This window comes from Pseudomonas sp. CFBP2511 (assembly GCF_030209255.1).
GTDB lineage: Bacteria > Pseudomonadota > Gammaproteobacteria > Pseudomonadales > Pseudomonadaceae > Aquipseudomonas > Aquipseudomonas avellanae.
On sequence record NZ_JARVSI010000015.1, the window covers coordinates 68,416 to 86,298 of the forward strand.

Genomic DNA, 17,883 nt, shown 5'->3' on the forward strand with positions numbered 1-17,883 from the left:
TCAGCCGTCAGTCGGCGTTGTGGTCCCAGATCCAGTTCCACACGCCGGGTAGCTGCACGGGTTGCGCATCGTCCTTGACCGTGCGCGCCAGGGCTGCGCGCTGCAATTGCGCGGTGTCGTCGTAGAACGGTTTTTTCGCCAGCCGCACACCGGTCTGGTGGGCGCTGTCGACCAGAATCTGCAGATACTCCCGCGCATGGCGCGCGGTATAGCGGTTCAGGTCATGAAAGGTCACCACCACCGGAACCACGCCATCCACTGCGGGCAGTTCTCCGGCGGCGATACGTTCGCGCACCTGGGACAGCTGGCTGACCATGTTCGAGCGGCGGCGCAGGCTGAAATTGTAACCCCATATCTTGCCGTCATTGGCGCTCAGGTCGGTCAGCAACACCCGCAGATCGTGCCGCTGATAGGCGCTGAATGTACGTTTGTCGTAGTTCCAGAATGGCGGCCGCAGCAAGAGCGTCGGTGCACCGGTGATCGAAGCCAGAATGGCGCAGCCCTGGGTCAACGATTGCTCCAGTTCCTCATCGGTCAGCGAGCGGTGGTTGGTGTGGTGCGGCGTTGCCGAATGGAAACCCAGCAGATGACCTTCTGCATGCTGACGCTGCATGATCGCCCGCCCCTGATCACTGTTGCCCGCCCCCGTCGCACCGGTTTGCACGAAAAACAGTGCCTTGATGTTCGGTTCAAGCGGGTTGTCCGCCAGGCTGTCGAGCACCGTGATGGTCGGGTTGTAAAATGTCGAGGCGCTCGGGCCATCGTCGAAGGTCAGCAAAAAGCGAACCGGCGGCTGCTGACGCAACTTCTCGGTAGTGGCTGCCGTCAGCGGGACCGGCGCACTGATGCAGGCCGTCAGGCTGAAGGTGATGCCGAGCATCCACAGGGTGGTGAAGACGGGTTTCATCGGGATGCCGGATCCTTTGAGTGAACGGCTTGAGCGGCTTTTCAAACCGGCGCATGATCATCCACCCGCGCAGCAAACACAATCACTGCGGCGCGCAATTTGTCGGCACCAAAACAGCTCATGCGGTTGAAGTCGGCATGGCTCACGGGCATGTGCTGGCAGTCGATTGCCTGACGGTGCAGGCTGTGATCGATATCGGGATCATGCAGGTAGACAAAATCGCTGTCGCAGCCGGTCACCATCACCCAGTGCGGGGCCTTGGAGCGTGTCAGACGATAGCTGCTGATCAGCACCAACGGCCTGCCGCCTTCGGCCAGCAGGCGTGGCAGGTGCAGCGAGCGGTTGGGCAGTGTCTGCACGCTGGAGTCTGCCAGTTCGCGACAGAACTGCTCGTGAACCAGGCGAATCACCTGCTTTTTCTGCTCGCTGCGCACGCCGCCGAGAAATAGCGGACCAGACACCGAGACCAGCAGGTCAGCGGCAAAACCCCGTCGCCACGCCGCCAGCGCCAACCCTTGCGGGCTGCAGCCGCCGTGGCCGGAAGTCATGAACACCGTGGTCGCTTCACGCCATATCTGCAACTCTTCGGCCCGACTCATGGAACGCTCGGGTTGCAGGGATTTCATGGCCATTAACAGGCAGGCCGGGCCGCAGGTGAAATCCAGCGTCTGCTGGTAGTAAGGCACCGGACGGCTGTCTTGCCGGGCGTGCTCGACGATACGTTTCTCGTAACGCAGCGCCGGGGCATGGTCCTGATAATAATCGTCAACCTGAGCGAAGCGGCGATACCCGCTGCGTTCGTAAAGCGCGATGGCTGCCACGTTATCGGGGCGCACTTCCAGCCGCAGGTAGGCGCAATCGCGCTCCACGGCCTGCTGTTCGGCGCGCTGCAATAACTGCCTGCCCAGCCCCTGGCCTCTGGCGGAGTCGGCAATCGCCAGCGAATACAGACGCCCCAGCGAAGTGCCACGATGAAACAGCACCAGTGCGTAGCCGGTTAGCTGGCCAGCGTGCTCGGCAACGATCAGGCACGCATTGGCGCGGCGAATCATCCAGTGAAAACTGCGCGGCGTCAGCCGGTCGCCTTCAAAACACTCATTCTCCAGAACCAGCAACGCCTCGACATCGTCTGCCACGGCATCACGAAATATAAAGTCCATCTGCACCGCCGTAAAAGTTGTGTAACGAAACGGGACATTTCAAAAAGCACATGCTTAATAGAAAGGACTTGTTTCCCATCGGATCGATTACACATGTCAGCGGCACAGGTGAAGATGAATGAAGTATCGGCGCAACTTGCACGTTCGGCAACAACCAAACGTGCAGACCCCACGACGCCCTTTGCAACGCAGCGGCAACTGGTGATTATTGTCGAGCGGCTTGAAGACTGGGCATCTTACTTCCCCTGCGAAGATTTTATCAGCGCTCAGGACTATCTGGAAAAACCGCTGAAAGCCGCGCCCGGCAAGCGTGTGCACGTCATCAACCTGTGCCGCAACTACAAATACCTGGGCCACGGTTATTACTGTTCGCTGCTGGCCGAAGCGCGCCAGCATACTGTAATCCCTTCGGTTAAAACCATCAGCGAGTTGACCCGAAAATCACTCTACGGCCTGGCACTCGATGACCTGGACAAGTTGCTGGAGACCGCACTTGAGGATCACCCCTATGACAACACCGAAGGTTTTACCCTGACGCTGTATTTCGGCCAGACCACACTTGAACCGCTGAAAGACCTGGCCCGCCAGCTGTTTGAGGCGTTTCCCTGCCCGATCCTCATGGTCGAGTTTCGCAAGCGCGACACTTGGCACATCGCCGGTGTCAAGGCCGGCGCCCTGCCCCGTTTGCGCGATGATCAGCAGGACGAGTTTGCCAGTGCGCTGGACGGTTTCAGCCGCAAGATCTGGCGACAACCCAGCTCTCGCCGCTTGGCACGCTATGACCTGGCGATTCTTCACGACCCGCAGGAACAACTGCCGCCCTCCAATGCCCAGGCGCTGGCTAACTTCATTCGCGTCGGTCAGCGTCTGGGCATCGATGTCGAGCTGATTGAAAAGAAAGACTACGCCCGTCTGGCCGAATACGACGCGCTGTTGATTCGCGAAACCACCAGCGTCGACAACCACACCTACCGGTTTGCCAAAAAAGCCGAAAGCGAAGGCTTGGTGGTCATGGATGATCCCACCTCGATTCTGCGCTGCACCAACAAGGTGTACCTGACCGACCTGCTGAAAAGCCATGACCTGGGCATGCCGCGTACCGAAATCCTCTACAAGGACCGCCCCGAGGAGCTGCAACACGTTGCGAAACGATTGGGCTTCCCGTTGGTACTGAAAATCCCTGACGGTTGTTTTTCCAGAGGCGTGATCAAGGTCAGCACGGCCGAGGAGATGCACACCGCCACCACCCAATTGTTCGAGCATTCAGTCTTGCTACTGGCGCAGGAGTTTTTCTACACCGAATACGACTGGCGCATCGGCATTCTCAATCGCAAACCGATCTTCGCTTGCCAGTACTTCATGTCCAAGGGCCACTGGCAGATCTACAACCACAAGGCCATTGGCGCCGAAGTGATTGGCGAATGCCGCACGCTAGCAGTGCATGAAGCACCCCGCGCGGTGGTTGAACTGGCGCTCAAGACCGCCAACCTGATTGGTGACGGGCTTTACGGGGTGGACTTGAAACAGTCCGGCGAGCAGGTGGTGGTGATCGAGGTCAACGACAACCCGAATCTGGATGCCGGTATCGAAGACGCTTACTTACAGGACGACCTGTACAGCCTGGTGCTGGAAGAGTTCGTTCGCCGCCTGGAGCTCAAACGCCTCGGCCAGGCATGGTGACGCGATGATTCAAGGTCTGAAACTCGATGACGGTCGCTTGCACGCCTGTGATCCGCAACGGGCTCAGGTGCTGTGGTTCAGCAAACCCGATGCCGGTGAGCGCAGGTTGTTGCTGGAGCAGTTCCACCTTGATGAACACGCTGTCGCCTCGGCGCTCGACCCGGACGAGATCTCGCGCATCGAGTTTCACCCCGATGCACTGTTTTTGATCTGGAAACGCCCGGAAAACTACTCGGGCAAGGACAGCTTCTCGTTCGACGTCTCTTCATTCGGCGTGCTGTTGAGTGAGCATCACTTGGTGCTTATCTGTCCTGACGATCAGCCCCTGAGCGCGCTGGGGGCTCATCGTCCGCTGAACCAGCCACTGGATATCCTCCTGGAATTGCTGTTCAACAACATTCACCACTACTTGGGCCACCTGAAGGTCATCAAGATGGTCGCGCGGGAATTGCAGCACAAATTCAACTCGTCACTGGAAAACCGCCACTTGCTGCAGATGTTCAACCTCAGCGAAAGCCTGGTGTATTACATCAACGCCATCCACAGCAACGGCGCGGTGCTGACGCGCCTGCGCAATCATGCGCAAAACAAGCAATACGGCGCGGCCAGCCTGGCGCTGATCGACGACATGATCATCGAGAACGACCAGTGCTACAAACAGGCGGAAATCTACTCCACGGTGTTCGCCGGGCTGATGGACGCGCGGGGCAATCTGGTCAATAACAGCACCAACACCCTGCTGCGCAAACTGACCTTGATCAACGTGGTGTTTCTACCCTTGAACCTGATCGCCGGGATCGGCGGCATGTCCGAATTCAGCATGATGACCGCCCCGCTGCACTGGTGGGTGGCCTACCCGGCGTTGTTGCTGGCAATGCTCGGGCTGGGGGCGGTGATGGTCTGGGGGTTACGCAAAATGGCCCGTTCGGTCTGAGCGCTTACTTTTCCCAGTCAGCCTTGGCAATCTGCAACCCATGCAGGCCGTTATACGCGGCACGCTCGGGCGACTGCCAGCCCTCCAGCAACGCGGCGTCAAGGTTATAGATCTCGACACCCAACGGCCGGCAGACGCTCAACGGGTCCTGCGCGTCCGGCCCCCACATCGGCAACGACAGGTCGCCACCCGGACAGGTCGACAAGGCGCATAGCAGGTCGATTTCAGCGAAGAACTCCAGGTAGTCGCCCTTCTGCGCCGGGCAGGCTTTCATGAAATACATGTCGTCGTGATTCAGGCCGGTGCACTGAAAGATGTTCAGCACGTCGTGCACATCAAACTCGGTCAACCCGTGTGGCAACACTGCGCGGGTCAGGTTCGAGTGGCAATGATGATGAAAGTCTTCGCCGGTGAGCATCTTGTTGACATAAGGGTCGCAGCGCGTACCCAACAGGTCGTGCAGGCGCCCGCCATGTTCGTCGATGCCATAGCTGGCCAGGCTGTCATCGGTGATCGTCACCAATGGCCGTAAAAACGGCAGGTTCGACCACAATCGGTCATGGGTGCTGACATGCGCGCCCTGCAACTGCCGCGTACGCGCCGCCCACAACCGCTCACGAGGGTCATGGGCATTCCATACGTTGAAATCACCCACTTGCGGGCCAGCCGGTGTGGTGACGCGAAACACTTGCCCGGCCTTGACCTTCCAGGCACGCCCGGTACGAATCGGTACTTCAAACTGCTCGACCAGCGTGCGCTGTTGCACATTCGCACGCAGGCGCTCGTAAAACGCCGTGTCCACTTGCAGCGCTGCGCCTTTGCTGACCTGGTAGGCGGCTGGGTAGTCTTTGTACATTCAGGGCTTCTCGTTGGCAGGATGGGCGGTTTGCGCTGCAAGTTGCGGGCCTGATGCGAGCGTGATTCGATCACTGAAAATCCCGACTGCGCACCTCAAGCCCGGTCAGCAGCGGCGTCAGGTCATACAGCCGCTGGGCGATCAGGTGGCGTACGCCGTTGTTCGACTCCAGCCGCCCGAACACCTGCAGCAACTGCGAGCCGACCAGCACCTTGCGCTGGCGCTCGGCCAGGTCGCGCCAGACCACCACGTTGACCATGCCGAATTCGTCTTCCAGGGTCACGAAGGTCACGCCGCTGGCGGTGCCCGGTCGTTGGCGGCCGATGACCAGCCCCGCGACGCTGAGGGTCCGGTTGTTTTCCAGGGCCAGCAGGTCCTGCGAGCTGCGAAAGCGTTTGGCCGCCAGTTGCCGGCGCAGCAACGCCAATGGATGCGGGCCGAGGGTGGTGCCCAGGGTGGCGTAGTCAGCCACCAGGTCTTCAGCCACCGTCGGCAATGGCAGCGTCACCTGGACTTCTTCGCTGGTCACGTCATCGAACAACGGGCGCTGGGCTTCGACGCCGGCCACTTCCCAGCGCGCCCGGTGCCGATGGCCGATCAGGCCGCGCAAGGCCCCGGAATCCGCCAGCGCCTCGGCAGCGCGTGAGTCCAGCCCGGCGCGCTGAGCCAGGTCGGTGGCATCGGCGAATGGCCGCTTCGAGCGCGCCGCTTCAATGCGCAGGGCGTCTTCTTCGCGAAAGCTGCGCAGCATGCGCAGCCCGAGGCGAATCGCCAGGTTACGTGTGCTGTCGGGGTGATCGAGCGGCTCCAGCGTGCAATCCCAGTGGCTGTAACGCACGTCCACCGGGCGAATTTCGATGTGATGGCGGCGAGCATCCTGCAACAACTGATCCGGGCTGTAGAAACCCATCGGCCAGCTGTTGATCAGTGCGCAGGTAAAGGCTGCCGGTTCATGGCATTTGAGCCAGCAACTGGCGTAGGTCAGCAAAGCAAAACTGGCGGCATGTGACTCAGGAAAGCCGTAGCTGCCAAAGCCCTTGATCTGCTCGAAGATCCGATCGGCAAAATCCGCATCGTAGCCGTTTGCCAGCATGCCGGTGCGCAGGCGCTCGCGATGCGGGTCCAGCCCACCGTGGCGCTTCCAGGCCGCCATCGCGCGGCGCAGCTGGTCGGCCTCGCCGGGGGTGTAATCGGCGGCGATGATCGCCACTTCCATGACCTGTTCCTGAAACAGTGGCACGCCCAGGGTGCGCTCAAAGACACTTTTTAGTTTGGGCGGATAGGTGATGGCTTCCTCTTTATTACGCCGGCGCAGGTACGGATGAACCATATCGCCCTGAATCGGTCCGGGGCGGACGATGGCGACTTCGATGACCAGGTCGTAAAACTTTTCCGGCCTGAGGCGCGGCAGCATGGCCATTTGCGCGCGGGACTCGATCTGGAACACGCCGATGGTGTCGGCGCGGCTGATCATTTCGTAGGTGGGTCGATCATCGCCGGGGAGACTGGCCAATGTCCACTGCTTGCCCCGGTGCAGGTGCACCAGATCGAACGTCCTGCGCAAAGCGCTGAGCATGCCCAGTGCGAGGATGTCGACTTTTAGCAGGCCGACCAGGTCCAGGTCGTCCTTGTCCCACTGGATGATAGTGCGCTCGGCCATCGCCGCGTTCTCGACGGGCACCAGCGTGTCCAGCGGATGCTCGGAAATCACGAAACCACCCGGATGCTGCGACAGGTGCCGGGGGAAACCGATCAGCTCGCCGGTCAGGGCCAGCACGCGCTTGAGGATGGGTGTTTCAGCATCGAAACCGTATTCGCGCAAGCGTTCGGGCGACGGAAGTGAATCGCTCCAGCGACTGAACGCATCCGCAAGGGCGTTGATCTGGTCAGGCGGCAAGCCCAGCACCTTGGCTACGTCACGCAGTGCGCCGGAACCGTGATAAGTGCTGGCCACTGCGGTCAGCGCCGCCCTGCCCCGACCATAACGCCGGAATATGTACTGAATGACTTCTTCGCGGCGGTCATGTTCGAAATCCACGTCGATGTCCGGTGGCTCGTCGCGCTCTTTGGAAATGAAGCGCTCGAACAGCAGGTTGCTCTTTTCCGGGTTCAGTTCGGTGATCCCCAGCGCGTAACATACCGCCGAGTTGGCTGCCGACCCACGACCCTGACAGAGGATGTGCTGGCTGCGGGCAAACTCGACAATGTCGTGGACCGTCAGAAAGTAGCTGTCGAACTTCTTTTCCGTGATCAGGGCCAGTTCCTTCTCGACTTGCGCCCGCGCCGCCACACTCAATCCCCTTGGCCAGCGCCTGCGAATCCCGCGCTCGGTCAGCTCGCGTAGCCATGATGTGGAGGTCTGCCCCTTGGGCACCAACTCGTGGGGATATTCATACTGCAATTGATCGAACGTGAAGGTGCAGCGCCGGGCGATGCGCAACGATTCGGCCAGCAGCCAGTCCGGGTAATGCTCGGCCAACGCATCCAGCGAACGCAAGTGACGCTCGCCGTTGGCAAACAGCAGATGCCCGGCCTCGGCCACCGTGGTGTGGTGGCGAATGGCAGTGATGGAGTCCTGCAGCGCGCGCCGACCCCGGGCGTGCATGTGCACATCACCACTGGCCACTGCTGGAATGGCCAATGACTGCGCCAACGCCAGCAGGTCGGCCAGACGCTGCTCGTCATCCGCGCCGCGATGCAACTCCACGCCCAGCCACAGGCGTTCGGCAAAACGCTCGCGCAACCAGTTGCCCTGGGCCAGACAGGCTTGAGCGTCGCCTTCGATGTCGGCCAGCCAGATGGCCAGCAAACCGCCCGGCAAGTGATCGAAATCCTCGCGCAGCAGCCGATACTCACCTTTTTTGGCCCTGCGCCGCGCCACCGTGATCAATGTGCACAGCGCCTGATAACCCGTCAGGTTCTCCACCAGCAGGACGATTTTCGGGCCGTTTTCAAGGTGCATTTCGCTGCCGACGATCAGCGGCAACCCGGTGTCTTTTGACGCCTGCCATGCGCGGACGATGCCTGCCAGGGTGCACTCATCGGTGATTGCCAGCGCCGCATAGCCGTGACGCAAGGCGCGGTCGAACAGTTCGCGGGCGCTTGAAGCGCCCCGCTGAAAGCTGAAGTTGGACAGGCAATGCAGTTCGGCGTACTCGGTATTCATGCAAACCAGCCATGCAACAACAATTCGCCCTGCTCGCCAACACTGCGATAGGCCCACGCGCGCTGACCATTAGCGGTTTCGACCAGATAATAGTCACGGCGCACATCGCCGCCGTCCCACCAGCCGGACTCGATTCGCTCAGGGCCTGCGACTATGCGCGTCGCGTGAACCGGCAACGGCTGCGGCTCTCGCAGCAACCAGCCAGGGCGCGTACAGCCTCGCGCCGGCAGGACCGGTTTGCGGGTGCTTTGCGGCTGCCAGGCACATTCGGGGCGGTGGTCGGCCTGGGCGCGCAGGCCATTGACCGACTCGTCACCCAGCCGCGCACGCAAGCGTTCGCGCAATTGCTCCCAGGGCAGGGTTTGCTGCACGCGCTCATCGAACAGCTCGCGGTGCGCCGGCACAAAGTCCGGCAGGTCGCGGGCCTGCAAGCGCACCGCACGCACCGGCGAGGCCACCAGCACCTGTTCCAGCCTGCCACGGGCCAGCTCGAAAAGCATTGAGGGGTCGCGTTCGGCACTCAACAACCCGACCGGGATCACGGTCTCGGGGCCATCGACATGCTCCAGATGCAGGCCGAAACGCTGCACGCCGCTGTCGCGCCCGGCCAGAAACAGGGCCAGATCGGCAGTCAGGCGCTTGAGGGGGAACAGCAGGGCCTGATGCGATTCGACGTCGAAATTCAGCTCGATGCGCACATCAAAAAAGTCAGGCGGCGTGTAGCACTCCAGCGCCACCGGGCGCTCGCCGAGCAGTGTGTCGAGATGCTGCAGGACGCTGGCCGGAAAACGTCGCGCCAGGGTGTCGCGTGGCAAAGCCAGTATTTGCCGCACGTTGCGCAGGCCCATGCGCGTCAGGGCAGTGGCTGTTTCGCGGCTCAGGCCGATGCGCTCCAGCGGCATCTGCTCCAGGGTGCGACGCAGTTCATGCGGGCATTCGATGCTCAGCCCGTCATGCATATTGGCAAGCATTCGCGCCGCGATCGGGTTGGGCGCGACCACAATGCGATGCCGAAAGCCCTGCGCGGTCAGTTCTTCACGCAGGCGCGCCTCGAACACCGGCCACGGCCCGAACAGTTTGAGGCTGGACTCGATTTCCATCAGCAGCACCCGCGGGTACTTGAGGCTGACACTGGAGCTGAACCCGTACGCCCAGGCGGCGAGCAGCTGTTGCAAGTGCTCGGTATCGGCAGGGTCGTGGACGACCGTAGCGAAGTTGGGCACCAGTGCCTGCGCCGCCGTCAGCGACTGCCCGGCCCTCAGGCCCAATGCCCGTGCAGCCGGATTGACGGTTTGCAGGACACGCCGATGCGCACTGCCGCTGATCAGCGCCAGAGGTTCGTCGGGATCATTGCGACGACGCATGACGCCGTCGAGCGCCAGTTGCGGCAGCAAGACACAGGCCCACAGCATAAGAACCTCAAGCGTCGGTCGGGAATGGAATGGGCAAAGGCGGCGCAAGCCCGCCCCGGCACTTGAGCACCCGCAATTGTGCGGGCCGGGTATCGACGGCTATGCGCAGTGCCGCTGGCGAAGGGTTGGCGGCAGCCTGTTGAGGGCGGCAGGTAAAGGCCAGGGTCTGTCCGGTTTCGGCGGCGACCTGCAAGCGGCGCAATGCGCGGTCATCGACCATGCCGGGCCAGCACAGCACCGCACCGCAACTGCCGGAGCGCAGGCATTGTTCGGCGGCCCACAGGGCATCGCGGGTGCTCGCCTCGATCACCACCAGTTGACGCAGATCGATCCCGGCAGCAAGCCAAGCCTGCGGATAGGGAATGTAAGGCGGTGCGACCAGTACGATGCGCTCGCCGATAGCGGACAGCCGCGCCAGACTCGGCCACAGCAGGCGCAGTTCGCCACTGCCGTTGGCCGGGATGAGGATTTCGGTCAGCGCCGAGGCAGGCCAGCCGCCGGTGGGCAAAGCGTTGTCCAGCGCCGCATGGCCACTGGGGTGCGGGCTGACCTGTGGCGTGCTCTGCTGACGCCCCTTCCAGACCCTGCGTTCATCCAGCAAGGCATCGAGGCTGACGACGGCGCCCATCATTCGCGCCGGACCAGCCCGCAGAACACGCCTTCGATGGCGAAGTCCTGATCGGGCGTGACGATGATCGGTTGATACGCCGGGTTGCGCGGCAGCAGGTGCAACTGATCGCCCCGGTGCTGCAAGCGCTTGATGGTGACCTCGCCCTCCAGACGGGCGACGACGATCTGCCCGTCACTGGCCTGCGGGTTGCGGTGCACGCCCACCAGGTCGCCATCGAGAATACCGTCCTCGATCATCGAGTCGCCCTGCACGCGCAGCAGGTAGTCCGGCACACGGGTAAAGGTGCTGCGATCCAGATGCAAGGTAGTGTGTATGTCCAGATCCGGCCCGATGGGTGCGCCTGCCGCCACGCGCCCCAGCACGGGAATTTCCAGCAGTTCGGGGCGCGGTTCACTGTTCAGCAGCCGAATGCCGCGTGCCTGATGCGCCACGACTTCGATCAGGCCGGCTTCGGTCAGGGCCACAATGTGTTTGCGCGCCACGCTGCGCGAAGCAAAGCCGAAGGCCTCGGAAATTTCCGCCAGGCTCGGCGATTGCCCTTGCTGCGCGATGCGATCGCGGATGAAGGTAAGGATTGCGCTACGACGGGGAGATAATGTGCTCATGGAGTACATTTGTACTCCTTTCGGTGTTTTGTGGCTAGCGCGGTTGGTCGGATTGGAGCGTGCAAGACCCCCAGTCTCGGGTTATTCCAAAAACGGGGCTTCTGTCAGGAGAGCGTAGGAGATTCCGGAGGTTACGAGGGCTGCGATGGGGGGCAAAGCGGTCCTGAAACGGGCGATCGCGGGTGTGTCTGATGTACATTGTGCGCTGGTTTTGCTGCCGGTTCCCGGCAGATCGTGGACAAGTCCACTCCTACAGCTACAGCTACAGCTACAGCTACAGCTAGATTATTCGGAATTTCCCAACAGTGAAATCACAATCACCCGGTTTATTGCGCCAACCAAAAAGCAGAGACTTGACCGCTCTTTAAAACGTCAGGAGCACTCATTGTGATTACGCGCCAACTGGGTAACCACGGTCCGCAGGTTTCGGCTATCGGGCTGGGCTGCATGGGGATGTCGGACTTTTACACCACGGGGATCGACGAGCAGGAATCGATTGCCACGCTGCACCGTGCGCTGGAGCTGGGTGTCACTTTTTTCGACACCGCCGACATGTACGGCCCGCACACCAATGAGGCGCTGCTGGGTCGGGCTCTGCAAGGCAGGCGCGAAGGGATTTATCTGGCCAGCAAGTTTGGCATCGTACGGGGCGACGACCCGCATGCGCGTGGCGTGAACGGCAGCCCGGAGTACATTCGTCAGTCCATCGACGGTAGCCTCAAGCGCCTGAGCACCGACTACCTTGATCTTTACTATCAGCACCGCGTAGACCCCAATGTGCCCATCGAAGACACCATTGGTGCAATGGCCGAACTGGTCAAGGCGGGCAAGGTTCGGCACATTGGCATCTGCGAAGCCAGTGCCGCGACCATCGAGCGAGCGCACAAGGTGCACCCGCTGGCCGCGGTGCAGAGCGAATACTCGCTGTGGTCGCGTGACCCGGAGCATGATGACGTGCTCGCCACCTGCCGCCGTCTGGGTATTGCCTTCGTCGCTTACAGCCCGCTGGGGCGTGGGTTTCTGACCGGCGCCTTACGCACTGTGGACGATTTCGCTGAAGATGATTACCGTCGTTTCAGCCCACGATTTCAGGGCGAAAACTTCAATCGCAATCTGGCATTGGTCGAAAAGGTCAAGGGGCTGGCTACCGCCAAGGGCATCAGCGCGTCGCAACTGGCGCTGGCCTGGGTGCTGGCTCAAGGCGATGACATCATCCCCATTCCCGGCACCAAACAGCGCAAGTACCTGGAAAGCAATGTCGCCGCAGCCAGGCTGACCTTGAGCCACGATGAACTGGCCCAGCTGGATGCGATCTTTCCGGCCAGCGGAGCCGTGTCAGGCGAGCGCTACAACGCTGAATCGATGAAATCTCTCAACGGTTGAGAGGCGTCAGGTCGATTTGGGGCAAGCCTCGGTGCCGTTGTTGAGGCCCTGTTTGTGATTCTTGTAATCGAGCGTGGCCTTGCCGTCGACCCACTTCAGGGTGACCACCACCACTGAGTCGAAATCGTCGCCTGTCCAGTCATCAACCAGATTGGCGGCCTTGCCGGATGCTTGTTCAGCGACCTTGTTGATCAGCTCCGGCAGGTAGCCGTGAGACCAGGCGGTGTAGATGATCGAGTTGTGGTACTTGTCGCGCATCAGCTCGTCGGCCAGTTCGCTGGTGTCGTTGGCACCAAAGTCGATGTTGACGGGCAAACCCAGTTTGATCGCGCTTGGCCCTACCGTCATCAGCGGACGCACATAGCTGTAGGACAGGTCGCCTTCACCCTCCTCCACATGCCGGCTCGGGTTGGCAGCAAAAATGAAGTCAGCCTTGCCGAATTCTCTGGGCAGCACCTCGGACAATTCCAGGGCTCGGTTGAGCCCCTGACAATTCAACTGCCCCAGGCCCATCGCCGGCTTTTCAGCGTGACGAAGAAACACCAGTGTTTGCGTGCCATTCTTGGGCTCGGCATGCACACCTTTAGCCACGGAGAACAGAACCAGCGCTGAAGCCACCAGCAGTGACGGAAAGAAGAACCAGGCGATGCGGCGCTGAAGACGGGTGGTCAAAGGCATTTTTGGAATATTCATTATGTTCTGAGTCCGTTGCGCATTTGAAGGGATCGGCCAGCTGGCTGGTGAATATGCAGGCTTGCGCCGTTCGTCCCGAGAATTTCTGCGGATCAATGAACAAAGGTGCAGTAGGCGCACACCCATGATCACGCGCGAATCTTAGTGCGCACATGTTTCGAAATTAAGAATGTGGGTCATTAGGAGTGTCAAAAAACGATTCTGTTGCAATCGTAATGAAAAAAACTGGCGGGCAAGCAGAGAAAACTGCCAGAAAATCGTCGAAAAACAGGTAATGCAACCCACTGTTGCCCAGCCAACAGCAGATCAACAGGCTGCTGCCAGATCAACATCACAGCGTGTTCAGCAAACGGCCCAAGTCCTTGTCGCCCAAGTGCTCTGGGCTTTGGCACAGAGCGTGCAATATTCCATTTGTGAATTTCACATGCTTCGGACTGCTGATTTTGAAATATACAGATCGGTCGTCGCAGCCTCGTTCCCCTGATCTGGACGCTCACTATGCCACAACCCCATATTTCTTTTCGGTCGCAGACACCACGTGCCCTGTTTCGCTGGATGGCCACGGCCTGCGCAGTGGCTTTGAGCTTGCAGGGCGCGGCACACGCAGCTGAAAAGCCACCTTCCGAAGTGCGCCTGGATTACGCTTACTACTCGCCGGTCAGCCTGGCGCTCAAACATTTCGGCTGGCTGGAAAAAGCGCTGCCGGACGCCAGGGTCACGTGGGTCCTGAGCCAGGGCAGTAACCGGTCGCTGGAATACCTGAACAGCGGCAGCGTCGACTTTGCGTCGTCCGCCAGCCTGTCCGCCGTATTGGCCCGGGCCAACGGCAGCCCGATCAAGTCTGTCTACGTCTATAGCCGCGCAGAGTGGACGGCACTGGTAGTGCGCAAGGATTCGACCCTGCAATCGGTTGCCGAGCTCAAAGGCAAGAAAATCGCTGCCACCAAGGGCACAGATCCTTACCTGTTCACCTTGCGCGCCCTGCAAAAGGCCGGTTTGAAAAAGGATGATGTCGAGTTGTTGCACCTGCAGCATCCTGACGGTCGCACAGCGCTGGAGAAAGGTGACGTGGATGCGTGGGCCGGGCTTGACCCGCACATGGCAGCCAGTGAAATCCAGTCCGGCGCTCGTTTGCTTTACCGCAACAAGGATTTCAACAGCTATGGCGTGCTGAGCGTCACCGAAACCTACGCCAAGGAACACCCGCAGGCGATCAAAACGGTATTGACCGCCTACGAAAAAGCTCGTGAATGGGCCGTGAAAAACCCTGATGAGCTGGCCAGATTGCTGGCTACCGAATCAGGCCTGCCGCTGGACGTTGCCAAACTGCAATTGTCCCGCACAGACCTGAGCAACCCGCAATTGAGCGCGAAAGACGTAGAAGCGTCCAAGTCCGCAGCGCCGATTCTGGTGTCTGAAGACCTGGTGCGCAAAGGCGTGAACGTCGAGCAGGTCATCGACCAACTGATCACGCCTGACTTCTCCAAAGCCGTGATCGCAGCCCCATGACCCGCCGAGACGAGTCCTTGCCTGCTGCCGTGCAGCCAGCCTTGCCTGACAGCGCGCAACGCACGCTGTGGCAGCGCTACAGGACGCCACTCAAGGGGCTGGTGGTTCCCGCATTGATCATCATCGTGCTGGAAATCGTCGTGCGCATCGGCTGGTTGCCGTCATACCAGATGCCCGCACCCAGCGAAATCGTGCTGACGCTGCGGGATCTGGCTGACGGTGCGCTGTGGAAGCACATCAGTGCCAGCCTGTTACGCGTGCTCAGTGGCTTTTTGATCGGTGCCAGTCTGGCGCTGGTGTTTGCCGCCTGGGTGGGCCTCAGTCGCGAGGCAGAAGCCTATCTGGAACCGACGTTCGCCGGGCTTCGTTCCATCCCCAGCCTGGCCTGGGTGCCGCTACTGCTGCTGTGGTTGGGTATCGGTGAAACCTCGAAAGTGGTGCTGATTGCGATTGGTGCGTTTTTTCCGGTTTACCTCAACGGTGTGGCGGCCATTCGCGGCATTGATCGCAAGCTGGTGGAAGTCGGCCAGATGTACGGGTTCAGCCGTTACCGCCTGACCCGGCGCATTTTGCTGCCTGCCGCCCTGCCCGGTCTGTTCACCGGTTTACGCAGCGGCATGAGCCTGGCGTGGATGTTTCTGGTGGCTGCCGAATTGATCGCGGCCACCAAAGGCCTCGGCTACCTGCTCAGTGACGGTCGAGAAACCTCGCGTCCGGACATCGTGCTGGCGGCCATTATCGTTCTGGCCACTCTGGGCAAGCTGAGCGACGGCCTGCTGGCGGGCCTGGAAAGGCGCTTTCTGGCCTGGCGAGACACATTCAACGGCCAGAGCCGGGAGGACTGAGCAATGTCGGATTCTTTGATGGATATTCGTGTCGATCGCAAGGCTTTCGCCGGCCATACGGTGCTGCATGACATAAACCTGTCGCTGCAGACCGGCGAAATCGTCAGCCTGCTCGGCCCCAGCGGCTGTGGCAAAAGCACTCTGCTGAGGATTGTCGCGGGCCTGGAACAGGATTTTCGTGGTTCGGTTGAGCGCATTCAGGGCCAGATCGCGTTCGTATTTCAGGAGCCGCGCCTGATGCCGTGGCTGACTGTCGAGCAGAACATCGGTTTCAGTGACGATAACGGCTACGACCGCAAATGGGTCAGTCAACTGATCGAAGAAGTGGGCTTGTCCGGTTTCGCCAATGCATTGCCAAAGGCGCTATCCGGCGGGATGGCGCAACGCGTGGCGATCGCTCGCGGCCTGTATTCACACCCGACGATACTGCTGCTGGATGAGCCGTTCAGCGCGGTGGATGCCTTCACGCGCATGAAACTGCAGGACCTGCTGCTGCAACTGGCCGAGCGCCACGCAATCACTCTGCTGCTGGTGACTCATGATGTCGACGAGGCCTTGTATTTGAGTGATCGAGTGCTGGTGATGGGCAGCCGTCCCGGCACCATCACCCATGAGCTGCCAATCGGGCTGCAAACGCCTCGGGATCGTCGTGATCCACTGCTGGCCAGGCTAAAAGCCGAGGCGCTGACTGAACTGCATCAGGCGCAGGTGATTTGAGGGCCGGATCTTACTGGCCGGCTTTCACTGCGTCCCAGAGCCCGGTACGCAGCGATTCGATATTGACCGGCACCTGAGACATCACAAACAAGCGGCTCAGCATGTCTTCGTCAGGATACACCGTGGTGTCCGTCCACAGGCCCGGGTTGATCAGAGCGTCTGCCTTTTCGTTACCGTTGGCGTAATGCACGCTATTGGTGATATTGGCGATCACTTCCGGGCGCAGCAGGTAATTCATGAAGGCATAAGCGCCCTTGGTATCAGGCGCGTCAGCCGGGATGGCGATCATGTCAAACCACATGGGTGCGCCCTCTTTTGGAACCACGTAATTGATCCTCGCGCTGCTCCCGGCCTTGTGTGCCTGCTCCTGCGCCAGAGAGATATCGCCGGAGTAGCCTACCGCTACACAAATCTTGCCCGCCGCAAGGTCGTTGATGTAATCGGAGGAACTGAAGTTGCGCACGTACGGCCGTACGCCATCAAGCACCGCCTTGGCCTTTGTGTAATCGTCCGGCACTTCACTGTGCGGCGGCAGGCCCAGGTAATTCAGAGTGATCGGCAGCAGCGCGGGCGCGCTGTCCAGAAAGGCGACGCCGCACTGGGCGAGTTTTTTCATGTTTTCCGGCTTGAAAACCAGGTCCCAGGAATCAAGCGGTGCATCCTTGCCCAGCACCGCCTTGACTTTGGCCACGTCGTAGCCGATCCCGGTGCTGCCCCACAAATAAGGAAAACCATGCTGATTGCCGGGGTCGCTGCCCTGCAGCGCCTTGAGCAAGACCGGATTGAGGTTTTTCCAGTTGGGCAGCTGTTTCTTGTCGAGCGTCTTGAGCAGGCCCTTTTCGATCTGCCGCCCCATGAAGTGAATGGACGGGAAGACCAGATCGTGGCCGGAATGCCCAGCGATCAGTTTGGCGTTCAGCGCCTCGTTACTCTCATAGGTCTGGTAAGTGGTCTTGAAACCGCTGGCTGCTTCGAAATTTTTCAAGGTGTCCGGAGCAATATAGTCCGTCCAGTTGTAGATATTGACCGTCTCTGCCGCATGGCTGGTCGAGGCCAGCAACATCAGTGCGGCAAGGGATTTTTTCAGCATGCGCAGTTCCTCGGGTCAATGCCGACAGCTTGCGCCAGAGCGTGCATGAAAACCACCTTCGTTTTAAGCAAATAAGGTCTGTAGAAGCGCTTCACCCATTGATTGGCGACAGCACGAAATGTGCCTATGAATACCCTTTAATGATGCAGATCATGTAATAGATTTTTTCATGCAGCGTCATAAAAAATTTTTCCAGAAAAGTGCTGGCAAGTGCTATTTTCATTACTCGTCAGACCGCTCGGCAATCCTGCTGGAAAGCAGCACGACTCGACAGGTGAGTTTACGGGTTCATCGC

Annotated in this window: 15 protein-coding genes; 6 read left to right on the top strand and 9 right to left on the bottom strand. The window is 60.3% G+C overall.

Going from position 1 to position 17,883, the window contains the following annotated elements; genetic code table 11:
• Window positions 1-7 precede the first annotated feature (7 nt).
• A complete protein-coding gene (locus QRN38_RS12305) occupies window positions 8-907 on the bottom strand; it encodes a polysaccharide deacetylase family protein (protein ID WP_007243952.1) in 900 nt (299 codons plus the stop codon).
• Between the two features lie 41 nt (window positions 908-948).
• A complete protein-coding gene (locus tag QRN38_RS12310; protein WP_007243953.1) occupies window positions 949-2,067 on the bottom strand; it encodes a GNAT family N-acetyltransferase/peptidase C39 family protein in 1,119 nt (372 codons plus the stop codon).
• A gap of 93 nt (window positions 2,068-2,160) precedes the next feature.
• Between QRN38_RS12310 and QRN38_RS12315 the strand changes: the two genes are divergently transcribed.
• Both QRN38_RS12315 and QRN38_RS12320 read left to right on the top strand, forming a co-directional pair.
• Window positions 2,161-3,747, top strand: coding sequence for a RimK family ATP-grasp domain-containing protein (locus tag QRN38_RS12315; RefSeq protein WP_057419360.1), 1,587 nt, complete (start codon window positions 2,161-2,163; stop codon window positions 3,745-3,747).
• Between the two features lie 4 nt (window positions 3,748-3,751).
• Entirely contained in the window at window positions 3,752-4,681 is a 930-nt protein-coding gene (locus QRN38_RS12320) for a magnesium transporter CorA family protein (RefSeq protein ID WP_054091119.1), read from the top strand.
• A 4-nt stretch (window positions 4,682-4,685) separates the two neighbouring features.
• On the opposite strand, the gene QRN38_RS12325 is transcribed toward QRN38_RS12320, so the two are convergent.
• From QRN38_RS12325 to lexA, 5 genes are all read right to left on the bottom strand, one after another.
• Window positions 4,686-5,537 (bottom strand): urea carboxylase-associated family protein, encoded by an 852-nt coding sequence (locus QRN38_RS12325; protein ID WP_057419359.1) that lies wholly within the window; start codon window positions 5,535-5,537, stop codon window positions 4,686-4,688.
• 70 nt (window positions 5,538-5,607) lie between these two features.
• A complete protein-coding gene (locus QRN38_RS12330) occupies window positions 5,608-8,703 on the bottom strand; it encodes an error-prone DNA polymerase (RefSeq protein ID WP_057419358.1) in 3,096 nt (1,031 codons plus the stop codon).
• Window positions 8,700-10,115: a Y-family DNA polymerase gene (locus tag QRN38_RS12335; RefSeq protein ID WP_057419357.1), complete on the bottom strand. Its 1,416-nt coding sequence runs from the start codon at window positions 10,113-10,115 to the stop codon at window positions 8,700-8,702. The genes QRN38_RS12330 and QRN38_RS12335 overlap by 4 nt, the downstream gene beginning before the upstream one ends.
• Before the next feature lie 7 nt (window positions 10,116-10,122).
• On the bottom strand, window positions 10,123-10,743 hold the full coding sequence (gene imuA / locus QRN38_RS12340) for a translesion DNA synthesis-associated protein ImuA (RefSeq protein ID WP_057419356.1): 621 nt from the start codon (window positions 10,741-10,743) through the stop codon (window positions 10,123-10,125).
• Window positions 10,743-11,360, bottom strand: coding sequence for a transcriptional repressor LexA (gene lexA / locus QRN38_RS12345; protein WP_010203307.1), 618 nt, complete (start codon window positions 11,358-11,360; stop codon window positions 10,743-10,745). The genes imuA and lexA overlap by 1 nt, the downstream gene beginning before the upstream one ends.
• A gap of 378 nt (window positions 11,361-11,738) precedes the next feature.
• Between lexA and QRN38_RS12350 the strand changes: the two genes are divergently transcribed.
• Window positions 11,739-12,734: an aldo/keto reductase gene (locus QRN38_RS12350; protein WP_057419354.1), complete on the top strand. Its 996-nt coding sequence runs from the start codon at window positions 11,739-11,741 to the stop codon at window positions 12,732-12,734.
• A gap of 6 nt (window positions 12,735-12,740) precedes the next feature.
• On the opposite strand, the gene QRN38_RS12355 is transcribed toward QRN38_RS12350, so the two are convergent.
• Window positions 12,741-13,427 (bottom strand): hypothetical protein, encoded by a 687-nt coding sequence (locus tag QRN38_RS12355; RefSeq protein ID WP_024666082.1) that lies wholly within the window; start codon window positions 13,425-13,427, stop codon window positions 12,741-12,743.
• A gap of 498 nt (window positions 13,428-13,925) precedes the next feature.
• On the opposite strand from QRN38_RS12355, the gene QRN38_RS12360 reads away from it, so the two are divergent.
• The 3 genes from QRN38_RS12360 to QRN38_RS12370 are packed head-to-tail and all read left to right on the top strand — an operon-like array spanning window position 13,926 to window position 16,498.
• A complete protein-coding gene (locus QRN38_RS12360) occupies window positions 13,926-14,936 on the top strand; it encodes an aliphatic sulfonate ABC transporter substrate-binding protein (protein ID WP_011104192.1) in 1,011 nt (336 codons plus the stop codon).
• Complete coding sequence (locus QRN38_RS12365) at window positions 14,933-15,781, top strand: ABC transporter permease (protein ID WP_024666081.1); 849 nt, start codon at window positions 14,933-14,935, stop codon at window positions 15,779-15,781. The genes QRN38_RS12360 and QRN38_RS12365 overlap by 4 nt, the downstream gene beginning before the upstream one ends.
• A 3-nt stretch (window positions 15,782-15,784) precedes the next feature.
• Window positions 15,785-16,498 (top strand): ABC transporter ATP-binding protein, encoded by a 714-nt coding sequence (locus tag QRN38_RS12370; RefSeq protein WP_057419353.1) that lies wholly within the window; start codon window positions 15,785-15,787, stop codon window positions 16,496-16,498.
• 10 nt (window positions 16,499-16,508) lie between these two features.
• On the opposite strand, the gene QRN38_RS12375 is transcribed toward QRN38_RS12370, so the two are convergent.
• Window positions 16,509-17,588, bottom strand: a complete 1,080-nt coding sequence (locus tag QRN38_RS12375) for a polyamine ABC transporter substrate-binding protein (RefSeq protein WP_057419352.1) — start codon at window positions 17,586-17,588, stop codon at window positions 16,509-16,511.
• Window positions 17,589-17,883: the final 295 nt, after the last annotated feature.

What these genes read in the sequence shown, in the direction of transcription:
- QRN38_RS12305 (WP_007243952.1), bottom strand. Translation starts at nt 907, where the DNA reads ATGAAACCCGTCTTCACCACCCTGTGGATGCTCGGCATCACCTTCAGC.
- QRN38_RS12310 (WP_007243953.1), bottom strand. Translation starts at nt 2,067, where the DNA reads ATGGACTTTATATTTCGTGATGCCGTGGCAGACGATGTCGAGGCGTTG.
- QRN38_RS12315 (WP_057419360.1), top strand. Translation starts at nt 2,161, where the DNA reads ATGTCAGCGGCACAGGTGAAGATGAATGAAGTATCGGCGCAACTTGCA.
- QRN38_RS12320 (WP_054091119.1), top strand. Translation starts at nt 3,752, where the DNA reads ATGATTCAAGGTCTGAAACTCGATGACGGTCGCTTGCACGCCTGTGAT.
- QRN38_RS12325 (WP_057419359.1), bottom strand. Translation starts at nt 5,537, where the DNA reads ATGTACAAAGACTACCCAGCCGCCTACCAGGTCAGCAAAGGCGCAGCG.
- QRN38_RS12330 (WP_057419358.1), bottom strand. Translation starts at nt 8,703, where the DNA reads ATGAATACCGAGTACGCCGAACTGCATTGCCTGTCCAACTTCAGCTTT.
- QRN38_RS12335 (WP_057419357.1), bottom strand. Translation starts at nt 10,115, where the DNA reads ATGCTGTGGGCCTGTGTCTTGCTGCCGCAACTGGCGCTCGACGGCGTC.
- imuA (WP_057419356.1), bottom strand. Translation starts at nt 10,743, where the DNA reads ATGGGCGCCGTCGTCAGCCTCGATGCCTTGCTGGATGAACGCAGGGTC.
- lexA (WP_010203307.1), bottom strand. Translation starts at nt 11,360, where the DNA reads ATGTACTCCATGAGCACATTATCTCCCCGTCGTAGCGCAATCCTTACC.
- QRN38_RS12355 (WP_024666082.1), bottom strand. Translation starts at nt 13,427, where the DNA reads ATGAATATTCCAAAAATGCCTTTGACCACCCGTCTTCAGCGCCGCATC.
- QRN38_RS12360 (WP_011104192.1), top strand. Translation starts at nt 13,926, where the DNA reads ATGCCACAACCCCATATTTCTTTTCGGTCGCAGACACCACGTGCCCTG.
- QRN38_RS12365 (WP_024666081.1), top strand. Translation starts at nt 14,933, where the DNA reads ATGACCCGCCGAGACGAGTCCTTGCCTGCTGCCGTGCAGCCAGCCTTG.
- QRN38_RS12370 (WP_057419353.1), top strand. Translation starts at nt 15,785, where the DNA reads ATGTCGGATTCTTTGATGGATATTCGTGTCGATCGCAAGGCTTTCGCC.
- QRN38_RS12375 (WP_057419352.1), bottom strand. Translation starts at nt 17,588, where the DNA reads ATGCTGAAAAAATCCCTTGCCGCACTGATGTTGCTGGCCTCGACCAGC.